This is a genomic window from Streptomyces synnematoformans, assembly GCF_039531005.1.
Classification (GTDB): Bacteria; Actinomycetota; Actinomycetes; order Streptomycetales; family Streptomycetaceae; genus Streptomyces; species Streptomyces synnematoformans.
On sequence record NZ_BAAAPF010000259.1, the window covers coordinates 1 to 10,214 of the forward strand.

10 protein-coding genes and 1 pseudogene are annotated in these 10,214 nt (G+C 73.9%); 7 read left to right on the forward strand and 4 right to left on the reverse strand.

Annotated elements, in window-relative coordinates; all coding sequences use genetic code 11:
• The 6 genes and pseudogenes from ABD317_RS27930 to ABD317_RS27950 form a co-directional block, all read left to right on the forward strand.
• A pseudogene (locus tag ABD317_RS27930) lies at nucleotides 1-250 on the forward strand (hypothetical protein); the annotation flags it as partial.
• A 106-nt stretch (nucleotides 251-356) separates the two neighbouring features.
• Entirely contained in the window at nucleotides 357-1,118 is a 762-nt protein-coding gene (locus ABD317_RS27935) for an LmeA family phospholipid-binding protein (RefSeq protein ID WP_344293179.1), read from the forward strand.
• Between the two features lie 174 nt (nucleotides 1,119-1,292).
• Nucleotides 1,293-1,391 (forward strand): putative leader peptide, encoded by a 99-nt coding sequence (locus ABD317_RS37905; protein WP_425582454.1) that lies wholly within the window; start codon nucleotides 1,293-1,295, stop codon nucleotides 1,389-1,391.
• 163 nt (nucleotides 1,392-1,554) lie between these two features.
• The gene (locus ABD317_RS27940; RefSeq protein ID WP_027753188.1) at nucleotides 1,555-2,394 is read left to right on the forward strand and encodes a rhodanese-like domain-containing protein; all 840 of its coding nucleotides are present in this window, start codon (nucleotides 1,555-1,557) and stop codon (nucleotides 2,392-2,394) included.
• 64 nt (nucleotides 2,395-2,458) lie between these two features.
• Nucleotides 2,459-2,746: a DUF1416 domain-containing protein gene (locus ABD317_RS27945; protein ID WP_344293182.1), complete on the forward strand. Its 288-nt coding sequence runs from the start codon at nucleotides 2,459-2,461 to the stop codon at nucleotides 2,744-2,746.
• Nucleotides 2,747-2,835: 89 nt separating this feature from the next.
• Nucleotides 2,836-3,087 carry a DUF3099 domain-containing protein gene (locus ABD317_RS27950; protein ID WP_344293184.1) on the forward strand — a complete coding sequence of 84 codons (252 nt, stop codon included), beginning with the start codon at nucleotides 2,836-2,838 and terminating at the stop codon, nucleotides 3,085-3,087.
• A gap of 33 nt (nucleotides 3,088-3,120) precedes the next feature.
• Here the strand turns inward: ABD317_RS27950 and ABD317_RS27955 are convergent, their stop codons facing one another.
• The 4 genes from ABD317_RS27955 to ABD317_RS27970 form a co-directional block, all read right to left on the reverse strand.
• Nucleotides 3,121-5,562, reverse strand: coding sequence for a SpoIIE family protein phosphatase (locus ABD317_RS27955; protein WP_344293186.1), 2,442 nt, complete (start codon nucleotides 5,560-5,562; stop codon nucleotides 3,121-3,123).
• Between the two features lie 116 nt (nucleotides 5,563-5,678).
• Entirely contained in the window at nucleotides 5,679-7,496 is a 1,818-nt protein-coding gene (locus ABD317_RS27960; RefSeq protein WP_344293188.1) for a PEP-utilizing enzyme, read from the reverse strand.
• Nucleotides 7,493-8,590 carry a PEP/pyruvate-binding domain-containing protein gene (locus ABD317_RS27965; protein ID WP_344293190.1) on the reverse strand — a complete coding sequence of 366 codons (1,098 nt, stop codon included), beginning with the start codon at nucleotides 8,588-8,590 and terminating at the stop codon, nucleotides 7,493-7,495. The genes ABD317_RS27960 and ABD317_RS27965 overlap by 4 nt, the downstream gene beginning before the upstream one ends.
• A gap of 91 nt (nucleotides 8,591-8,681) precedes the next feature.
• Nucleotides 8,682-9,044 (reverse strand): DsrE family protein, encoded by a 363-nt coding sequence (locus tag ABD317_RS27970; RefSeq protein WP_027753184.1) that lies wholly within the window; start codon nucleotides 9,042-9,044, stop codon nucleotides 8,682-8,684.
• Nucleotides 9,045-9,127: 83 nt separating this feature from the next.
• Here ABD317_RS27970 and ABD317_RS27975 point away from each other — a divergent pair, with 83 nt between their 5' ends.
• Nucleotides 9,128-10,117, forward strand: a complete 990-nt coding sequence (locus ABD317_RS27975) for a hypothetical protein (RefSeq protein WP_344293193.1) — start codon at nucleotides 9,128-9,130, stop codon at nucleotides 10,115-10,117.
• Nucleotides 10,118-10,214: the final 97 nt, after the last annotated feature.

A 10,214-nucleotide genomic window follows, 5' to 3' on the forward strand; every position in this document is an offset into this window, starting at 1 on the left:
GCCGCCGAACGCCTCGCCCGCCGCGGCCGCCGCCGCGGCCGGGGCCGGCGGGCTGGCGGTGGGGCTCGGCACGGACCTGGGCGCCGCGGGCGGGCTGCTGGGGCTGGCGGCCGGGGTGTGCGTGCTCGTCGCGGTCCGGGTGGCGAGCTACGACTACCCGTCGCGGTTCGTGCACATGACGGCCGGGGTGTCGCTGCCACTCGCGCTCGCGGTGCCGGCGGTGTACCTGCTCGGGCGGGCGCTGCTCTGATCCGTGACCGTGCCGGAGACCGGCCGCCGCTCCCGCCAACCTGCGGGTGCGGGGCCGAACACCTGTCTAAGCTCTCGGGCAGGACCGACCGGGGGGCGGAGAGCCGATGCGCGCGTTGAGGATCACAGCGGTGGTGCTGGTCGTGCTCGGCGTGCTCGCGGTGGCCGCCGACCGCATCGCGCTCCGGCTGGCGGAGTCGGACGCGGCGGACCGCATCGAGAAGGAGTACGGGCTGTCCAAGCGGCCCGAGATCGACATCAAGGGGTTCCCCTTCCTCACCCAGGTGATGTCCCGCGAGTTCGAGGCCGTGGACGTACGGATCGACGGCATCGACGCCGTCGGCAGCGGCGGCCGGAAGCTGCGCCTGGACGGCGTGCGCGGCGAGCTGGCGGGGGTGCGGATCGAGGGCGACGACTGGGACCGCGCGACGGCGGACCGGGCCGACGGCACGGTGACGATCACGTACGCGGACATCTCGGCGGCACTGCCGGTGGTGGAGGTGTCGTACGGCGGGAGGGACGCGGCCGGCGACGACAAGGTGCGGGCGACGGTCGGGGCGAGCTTCCTCGGGCAGCGGCTGGAGGAGTCACTGTTCGGCGAGGTGAGCGTGGTCGACGGCGACACGATCCGGCTGCGCGCCACCGACGTCGACAACCTCCGGGGCGTGCCGGGCCTGGAGGACTTCGTCCGCGACCGCATGGACTACAACTGGACGGTCGAGGACCTGCCGCCCGGCATACGGCTGACGGACGTCGAGGTGACGAAGGACGGGATCGTGGTCACGGGCGGCGGCGAGGACGTGGAGCTGGGCGACGAGCGCTCGGCACGCAACTCAGCCGCCCGCCCGGACCCCGCGTCCGTAGGCTGAGACCCCCGCGTCCATACCGCAGAAGACCCGCCCCGGGCACGCCCCGCGCACCCCGGCGCCCGGCCCGGGCACGCCCTCCCCTATCCCGCGATCCGGACGAAGTCGTCTCATCATTCGACACAGCGGTGACACACGCGCACGTCCCTCCGTACGATCGGGGGCATGCTGTGCTCGATGAGCGGTCCCCGTCCCAGGGGACAGGCAGATCACCTGACCAAGCGGCGCGCGGTCGACCTGTGCCGCGTCGCCGCCATGCTCTGTCGCACCGCCTGACCGGGGTCCGGGTCCGCAGCTCCCGCCCCCAGCCGGGCCGTGCCTCCCCGCACCGTCCGCCCGGCTGTCCCACACTCCGCGCCCGGCGCTCCGCCCTGCCCGCCGCGCCCCGGGCGCACACCCGCCCGTACCCCCGTCTCAGCGCTCCGGAGGAGAGAAACAGATGAGCCGCAGTGACGTCCTGGTGGACGCCGACTGGGTCGAGGCCAACCTCGACAACCCGAAGGTCGTCCTCGTCGAGGTCGACGAGGACACCGCCGCGTACGACAAGAACCACATCAGGAACGCCGTCCGCATCGACTGGAAGAGCGACCTCCAGGACCCGGTGCGCCGCGACTTCGTCGACCAGGCCGGCTTCGAGAAGCTGCTGTCCGAGCGCGGCATCGCGAACGACGACACCGTCGTCCTCTACGGCGGCAACAACAACTGGTTCGCCGCCTACGCGTACTGGTACTTCAAGCTCTACGGCCACGGCGACGTCAGGCTCCTCGACGGCGGCCGCAAGAAGTGGGAGCTGGACTCCCGCGACCTGGTCGCCGAGGTGCCGCAGCGCCCGGCCACGCAGTACCGGGCCAAGCCGCAGGACACCTCCATCCGCGCCTTCCGCGACGACGTCGTCGCCGCCATCGGCTCCCTCAACCTCGTCGACGTCCGCTCGCCCGACGAGTTCTCCGGCAAGCTGCTGGCCCCCGCGCACCTGCCGCAGGAGCAGTCGCAGCGGCCCGGGCACGTGCCCTCGGCGCGGAACATCCCGTGGTCGAAGTCGGCGAACGACGACGGCACCTTCAAGTCGGACGACGAGCTGAAGGAGCTGTACGAGGGCGAGGGCGTGGACCTGGCCAAGGACACCATCGCCTACTGCCGCATCGGCGAGCGCTCGGCGCACACCTGGTTCGTGCTGCACGAGCTGCTGGGCCAGCCGAACGTCAAGAACTACGACGGCTCCTGGACCGAGTACGGCTCGCTCGTCGGCGTGCCGATCGAGCTGGGCGCCAACGACTGACCGACCGCACCCCCGCCCGAACGCCCGACCGCCCCAGCGCAGACCGACGAAAGGACCCACCCTCATGTGCGGAGCCACGGCAGGCGGCCCCGACGCCGCCACCGCCAAGGCCGGCGAGACCACCATCCAGGGCTCCGTGACCCGCGACGGCGAGCCCGTCACCGGTTACGTGCGGCTGCTGGACGCCTCCGGCGAGTTCACCGCCGAGGTGCCGACCTCGGCCACCGGCCAGTTCCGGTTCTACGCGGCGGAGGGCACCTGGACCGTACGCGCCCTGGTGCCCGGCGGCACCGCCGACCGCACGGTGGTCGCCCGGCAGGGCGGCCCCTCGGAGGTCGCGATCGCGGTCTGACCCGCGGGCCGGCCCGCGGGCCGAGTCAGGCCGTACGGGCGCAGGCCGCGCGGAAGCCCCGCACCCCCTCCCGGGCGTACCGTGGAGGGATGCGGGGCTTCCGTCTGCACGGCTTCCGGCTGGACCCCCGGGTGCCGCGCAGTCAGCCGCGGCGCCGGAGGCGCTACTTCCTGCTGATGGGCTCCGCCGTGCTGCTGTTCGTGCTGGCCGGCACCGTCGTCTACCCGCTCTCCGCGCCCGCGGCCGTCGCGATGTGCGTGGTCGCGGCCGTGCTGCCGCCGCTGGCGGCGATCACCGGCAACCGGTGGGAGGAGGGCGACAAGTGGTGGGACGAGTTCTGAGCCGCGCTCGGCGGCGTGCCGCGGCGCCGGCGGCTACCTCCCGGTAAGCCGGTCGCCGTCCGCGGCCAGGGGCTGCTCGCACCAGATCGTCTTGCCCGCCGTCGTGTGCCGCGTGCCCCAGCGCTCGGTGAGCTGCGCGACCAGCAGCAGGCCCCGGCCGCCCTCGTCCAGCACCCGGGCCCGCCGCAGATGCGGTGCGGTGCTGCTGGAGTCGGAGACCTCGCAGATCAGCATGCGGTCGTGGATCAGCCGCAGTTGGATCGGCGGGGCGCCGTACCGGATGGCGTTCGTGACCAGTTCGCTGACCACCAGTTCGGTGACGAACGCGGCCTCTTCCAGTCCCCACTCGGCAAGGACGCGGACGGTGTCCGAGCGCAGCCGCGCCACGGCGGCGGCCTCGGCGGCCACGTCCCATACGGCGATCCTGCGCCTGTCCAGGGTCCGGGGGCGCACCAGGAGCAGGGCGGCGTCGTCGGTGGGGTGGGCGGGCAGCATCGTCCGTACGGCGTGGTCGCACAGCGCGTCCAGCGAGTCCGCCGGCGCGGCCAGCGCCCTCCGCAGAGCGTCGAGTCCCTCCCCGATGTCCCGGTGGCGGGAATGGATCAGGCCGTCGGTGTAGAGGGCGAGCAGGCTGCCCTCCGGGAGGGTGACGTCCGTCGGTTCGAACGGCAGCCCGCCCAGTCCGAGCGGCGGCCCCACGGGGACGTCCAGGAACGCGGCGGTGCCGTCCGGGTGGACGACGGCCGGCGGCAGGTGACCGGCGAGCGCCATGGAGCAGCGCCTGGAGACCGGGTCGTACACCGCGTACAGGCAGGTGGCCCCGATGTCCCCGGCGACCTGCGCCCCGGTCGGCTCCGTGTCGGCCCCGGACTCCGCCGACAGCCGGATGACGAGGTCGTCGAGGCGGGTGAGCAGTTCCTCGGGAGCGAGGTCCACGTCGGCGAGGGTGCGTACGGCGGTACGCAGCCGTCCCATCGTGGCGGCCGCGAGGATGCCGTGCCCGACCACGTCGCCGACGACCAGCGCGACCCTGGCTCCGGAGAGCCCGATCACGTCGAACCAGTCGCCGCCCACGCCGGTCTGCTGTGCGGCGGGCAGGTAGCGGGAGGCGGACTCCACCGCCGACTGCTCCGGCATCCGCCGCGGCAGCAGGTTGCGCTGCAGGGTGAGAGCCGCCACGCGTTCGCGGGCGAAGCGCCGGGCGTTGTCCAGGCAGACCGCCGCCCGTGCCACCACGTCCTCGGCGAGGGAGAGGTCGTCCTCCCCGAAGCTCTCGGGGGTCTCCCGGGTGCGGGTGAACCACACCACGCCGAGCGTCGTACCCCTGGCCTTCATCGGGAGGAGCATCCACGAGTGCGTCCCGAGCCGCCGGACCTTCGCCTGCCGCTCGGGGGACTGGTCGATGTAGCTGCGGATCGGCGGTTCCTCGTTGGTCCGGTACAGCGCGGACCGGCCTGTGGCCAGGCACAGGGCGGCCGGTGAGTTCTCCAGGTAGACGTCGGCCTCGCCGGCGGTGTGCTGTGTCGTGGCGACCCCCTCGGCCAGCGTCATCTCCGCGATGCGGCGCAGCCGCACGGGGCCGGCCAGCGGCCCCGGGGCGGGTTCGTCGCCTCTGAGAATGACCTCCAGCAGGTCCACGCGGGCGACGTCGGTGAGCCTGGGCACGGTCACCTCGGTGAGTTCGCGTGCGGTCTGTGCGATGTCGAGGGTGCTGCCGATGTGCAGGCTCGCGTCGTTCAGCAGGGAGAGGCGCTCGCGGGCACGATGCCTCTCGGTCACGTCGCTGACGAGGGCGCAGACGCCGATGATGCGGCCCTCGGGGTCCCGCAGCGGGGTCGCCGAGACGCTGAGGACACGCGATCGGGCTTCGGCCAGGTCGGTGCCCTTCAGCTCGCTGGCCTGCTCCTCCCCCGTGGCCATGGCCAGCCGCAGCCGCTCCTCCCACTCCACCCCGTCGGAGCCGGTGAAGACCTCCGCCGGCCGGCGTCCGGGCCGCGCCTCGTCCGGCAGGCCGCCGAGGCGCCGCATCGCGGCGCTCTGCCACACGCAGCGCAGATCCGTGTCGTACACCGTCAGGGCCAGGGGCGAGTCCCGCAGTGCCCAGCCGGACAGCGCCTGCCGCAGGCGCTCCGCCGCCGGCCCGGACGGCGTGCCGAGGAGCAGGACGCTGCCGGCCCCCGCCCCGGTGTCGTCCGCCTCGGGGGCGAAGGTGTGCCGGGAGACGGCCACGCGCAGCCGGTGCCCGTCCCGGTGACGTACGTCGAGGAACGGAGGCCGCTCACCGGGCCCGGCGGCCTCCGCGCCCCGCGCCGCCTCCCCGCCCGCGAGTGCGGGAGCGTCCATCAGCTCCGCCGCGTACCGGCCGCGGGCCTCGGCGCCGGTGTACCCGAGCAGGCGCTCCGCTCCGGGCGTCCACCCGGTGATCAGGCCCTCCCGGTCGGTCACGACCATTCCGAGCGGCGGATAGGCGTCCATACCACCAAGGGTCACGCCTGATATATCCACATTCAACCGAGAGGGTGTCTCCCTGACGTACGAGGTGTGTCCCACCGCGTGGTACAGGCGACGCGCACCCCGGGCGCGGCTGTCCGTCAGTCGAGAAGGGTGACGGTGCCGGAGGTGCCGTCCACCCGGATCCGCTGGCCGGTCCTGATGCGGGTGGACGCCGAGCCCGTCCCGGTGACGGCGGGCAGGCGGTACTCGCGGCAGACGATGGCGGCGTGGGACATGACGCCCCCGATGTCGGTGACGGTCGCGCGGATCCTGCCGAAGACCGGCGCCCAGCTCGGCGCGGTGACCGGCGCGACGAGGATGTCCCCCTCCGCTACGAGGTCCAGCTCGCCGGGGCTGCCGATCACCCGGGCCGTGCCCTCGACGACGCCCGGCGAGGCGGCCATGCCGGTCAGGTCGCCCCCGTGGCCCGGGGCGTCCAGCCAGGACCGGATCCGCTCGCCGGTGATGCCCCACAACATGACGCTGAACGGCTCGGTGACGTCCGCCGGAGGCTTGTTCAGCGCCGGTTCCGGGCGCTGCCGGGCGAGGGCGGCCACGATCCGGCGGCGCCGTTCCACTTCCGCGGGCCAGCGGCCGGGGCCGGCCGGCTCGACGCCGATCGCCCACCCGGACGCGTAGTCGAACAGCGCGGCCCGGACCTCGTCGCGCGTGAGGTGGAACATGTCGTTCGCGCCGGGCCAGAACCCCGCCCGGTGCAGCAGGGCGGACAGCTCCCTGGACTTGCGCCAGAAGACGCCCATCGCCCAGTGCTCGATGTGGAAGTTGTGATTCTCCACATACGGGTAGACCTGGCGGGCGAGGTCCAGTTTCGCCGCGAAGTCGGCGCGTTCCGGGGGGTCGAGCAGTGCGGTGTACTCGCCGGTGATCCGCTCGCGCTCGGCGAGGAGTTCGGCGAGGGGGCGGTCGATGTTCTCGCCCCGCCGCAGGCGCAGGATGTAGTCGCGGATGTACCCCAGCGGAAGCGAGGGGGTGTCCCGCCAGTACCGGTCGCCGCTGTAGAGGCCGTTGCCCGACGTGAAGTTGAACCAGGGGTCGCGGGCGTCGTCCCAGGCGTCGAGCCAGTCGCGGCCGCGCGGCTCGCGACCGACGGCGGTCAGGGTGTGCTCCCCGGGGTCGGGCGCGGTCAGCGCCCTGTCGGCGCCCAGCGCGACGGCGAGCTTGGCCAGCTTCCTCAGCTCGTCGTCCGGGCGGAACAGCTCCATCTCCGCGCCCGTCACCATCGCCGCGACGCCCTGGTCCGGGATGCCCGGGAACCGTTGCTTGCAGAAGTGGAAGAAGTCCAGGTAGGCCGCGTAACCGAGGTTCAGGAACTCGAAGTGGTACTGCCAGGCGCGGTGGCACAGGGCGAGGAGCCGGTCGTATCCGCCGAGCAGGGCGTCGGCGGCGTCCAGGCCGACGCCCGCCTCGATCTCCTCGTACGGCTGGACCTCCGGCGGCTCGGTGAAGCTGATCGACTCCAGTTCCCCGATGACGCCGCGGACCTTGCCCTTCCAGTTCTCCAGCAGCCTGTCCCAGTTCGCGTAGTAGTACCCGGCGCGCTGAAGGAACTGCGGCACGCGGGCGGGAACCCGGCTCTGCGGCACCTCCACCGGGCTGAGATAGACGTAGCCCTGATGGATGCGGGCCGCGATGCCGTACGCGGACGGAACGACGAAGTGCCGGGTGTTGAACTGGCCCAGGGACTTGAAGACGAGCTCGACGACGGCCGCCTCGAACGGCTTCACCACGGTGGGCCAGTGCTGGCTGTCGCAGAACCAGAACCGCTCCTCGTCGGCCGCGCGCCGCCAGGGCTGGAAGAGCAGGTGGTACGGGTACAGCTCCTCCCAGCCCGCCGCGCCGGAGGGGGCGGGCTGCTCGTAAGGGCTCGGGAACGCCGTGCGCGGCGCCGCCGTCATGACGTGATCCCTTCAGCGCCGGGGCCGAGCAGGGTGTCGGCGATGCTGGCGGCGCCCGCGCCGTGGCCGGTCCGGGCAGGCGGCCTCGGCCGGCGGCTCCAGACCGTCTCCGGCCGCGACTGGAGCAGCACCGGGGAGTCGGCCGAACCCGCGGCGGCGCCGCGCTGGCGGTCGACGGCCCACTCGATGTCCTGCGGGAAGCCGAAGTGCCGTTCGGCGGTCTTGGCCAGCCGGGCGATCTCGACGACCTCCCGCGGAGCCAGGCAGGGGGTCCGCCGGCGGCTCTCCTCGACCGCGCGCTGTACGAGCCCCTGACCGTCGGGGGCGGGGACCAGTTCCCGGTGCTTCGTCGACACCGTCGTCCGGACCGTGGTGAGCAGGACCTTGTCCACCAGGTGGGTGTCCGGGGTCACCTGGCCGGACACCATGAGCTGCCCAAGCCCCCAGACCGCCTCCACCATGACCTTCGACGGGTCGCCGTCCGCCGGGTTGACGGTCGCGGCGGCGCCGGAGGTACGGGCATCGACCATCTGCTGCACTCCGACCGCCATGCGCAGCCCCCGCCCCGGCAGCCCACGGGCCGCGCGGTACGCGATCGCGCGGTCGGTCCACAGGCTCGCCCAGCAGCGCCGTACGGCGTCGAGGACGGCATCGGCGCCCCGGATCCACAGGAACGTGTCGTACTGCCCGGCGAAGCTCGCCTCGGGCAGGTCCTCCAGCTCGGCGCTCGACCGGACGGCCACCGGGGTGTCGGGGCTGCCGCCGGCGGCCCGGCAGAGTTTCCCGTACGCGGCCGTCACCGCCGACGCGACCGACGGGTGCACGGGCCGGCCGCCCACCAGGCCGCGGATCTCGGCGCCGCGCGCCGCCGCGCCGCCCGGCTCTGCGGTGAGCCCGGCGAGGGCGCCGTCGACGGCCTGGCGCAACCCTCCGCGGTCAAGCTGTGCGGCAAAGGCATCCGTGGTCACCGCGAACCCGGGCGGCACCCGAACGCCGGCCCGGGTCATGGCGGCCAGCGCGGCGCACTTGCCGCCGAGCAGGCTCGTTCCGGGGTCGGCAAAGCCGTCGAACGCCACGGTGTACGGAGAGTTCATGCCACTCACCAGCTGCGTGGGGACTCAGCCCCGCGTATACCAGCCTATGGCCCGTGGCGCCGAGCCGCACGTCGCCGGAATCGGCGCCGGCTCAGTAGACGAGGGCCTGGGCGCCGTCGGCCATCGCCTCGCTGACGAAGACCTGCGCCCCGGCGATCCGTACGCCCTCCAGCACGTCCTTCTCCTCGATCCCGCGCCGTGCGGCGCACTGCGTGCACAGCGTGACCCGGCCGCCCGCCAGCACCCCGTCGATCAGCTCCGGCAGCGGCGCGGCGTGCGGCAGCTCGAACTCCGCGGCCCGGCCCGGCAGCGCGAACCACGCCGACTCCCCGGTCAGCCAGAGCGACACCTCGACGCCGCTGGCGGCGGCGACCGCCGCCACCGTGAACGCCTGGGAGCAGCGCTCCGGCGCGTCCGACCCCGCGGTCACCTTGATCACAAGATTCTTCGCCATGCGCCCACTGTAGGACCGGGGGAAGGGTGACATTCTCGCGCCACCGCGCGCTGTACAGATATGGATGTGAGCAGGGGGCGCTTGTGACCTTCCCCGACGGAACGGGCGGCGGCCCGCCGCCGGCCGACGACCCGCCGACGACCCGGCTGAAGCCGATCGGACCCGACACCCGGCCGCCCGGGGAGCCGGCGTACGGGACGTACGGCGGCCCGGCACCCGGCGCGTACGGGACAGCCGGCGGAACGGCCGACGGAACCGGGACGGACACCGGCACCGGCACCGGCACCGGCACGGGCACCGGCTTCCCGGCGCCGCCGGGCGGCGGCGCCCGGCCCCGCCGCCGCGGGCTGCGCACCGCCCTGCTGCTGGTCGCCGCCGTGCTCGCCGGCGCCCTCGGCGGCGTCACGTACGGCTACCACGAGCAGGCCGGCGAACCCCCGACCCCGCTCCCCCCGCTCAACCAGCCCGGCCTCGCGCACCCCAGGAAGCCGCTGCCCGCCGACGAGGTCCCCGAGCCGCTGTCCGCCGCGCAGGACCGCCGGGTGAAGACGGACGGCGACCTGCGCGAGCTGCTCGTCTCCCGGCCGGACGGCACCACCGACGCCGAGCTGGGCTACGGCGGGGAGGGCTGGCTCGCGCCGTACGAGGTGGCGGCCGACTCGGGTGCGGCCGACGGGCTTCTCGGCTTCATGCTGGAGCACGGGCTGCGGCGGACGGCGTTCACCTCGTGGCAGGAGGAGGGGGCCACCACCACGTCCGTGGTCATGGTCCACCTCTTCCAGTTCCGGAACGACGCCACGGCGGGATCCGTGGACTACCTCGAAGCCCAGCAGACCTACTCCTCCATCGGTGTGGACGGGCGGGTGCGCAGCGTGCCGCTGGAGGGGTCCGCGAACGGCAGGGCGTACTTCCCCGACACGCCGTTCGAGGAGGCGGGGCTGCCGCCGCTGTACCAGGCCATCGCCCTCGCGCGCCGCGGCGACATCGTGGTGGAGATCTACTGGATCGACGGCGCCCCGGTCGAGGAGAAGGACCTGACGAGGCTCGCCGAACGCCAGCTGGAGCGCCTGTGACCGGCCACTACCCCGCACCCGCCCCGCACCCGGCCGCCCCCGCGCAGCCCCCGCCCCCGGCCGACCCGGCGTCCCCGCCACCGCCGCCCCGTACCGG

Excerpts from the sequence above, each read along its gene's own strand:
- ABD317_RS27935 (WP_344293179.1), top strand. The coding sequence starts at position 357 with ATGCGCGCGTTGAGGATCACAGCGGTGGTGCTGGTCGTGCTCGGCGTG.
- ABD317_RS37905 (WP_425582454.1), top strand. The coding sequence starts at position 1,293 with ATGAGCGGTCCCCGTCCCAGGGGACAGGCAGATCACCTGACCAAGCGG.
- ABD317_RS27940 (WP_027753188.1), top strand. The coding sequence starts at position 1,555 with ATGAGCCGCAGTGACGTCCTGGTGGACGCCGACTGGGTCGAGGCCAAC.
- ABD317_RS27945 (WP_344293182.1), top strand. The coding sequence starts at position 2,459 with ATGTGCGGAGCCACGGCAGGCGGCCCCGACGCCGCCACCGCCAAGGCC.
- ABD317_RS27950 (WP_344293184.1), top strand. The coding sequence starts at position 2,836 with ATGCGGGGCTTCCGTCTGCACGGCTTCCGGCTGGACCCCCGGGTGCCG.
- ABD317_RS27955 (WP_344293186.1), bottom strand. The coding sequence starts at position 5,562 with ATGGACGCCTATCCGCCGCTCGGAATGGTCGTGACCGACCGGGAGGGC.
- ABD317_RS27960 (WP_344293188.1), bottom strand. The coding sequence starts at position 7,496 with ATGACGGCGGCGCCGCGCACGGCGTTCCCGAGCCCTTACGAGCAGCCC.
- ABD317_RS27965 (WP_344293190.1), bottom strand. The coding sequence starts at position 8,590 with ATGAACTCTCCGTACACCGTGGCGTTCGACGGCTTTGCCGACCCCGGA.
- ABD317_RS27970 (WP_027753184.1), bottom strand. The coding sequence starts at position 9,044 with ATGGCGAAGAATCTTGTGATCAAGGTGACCGCGGGGTCGGACGCGCCG.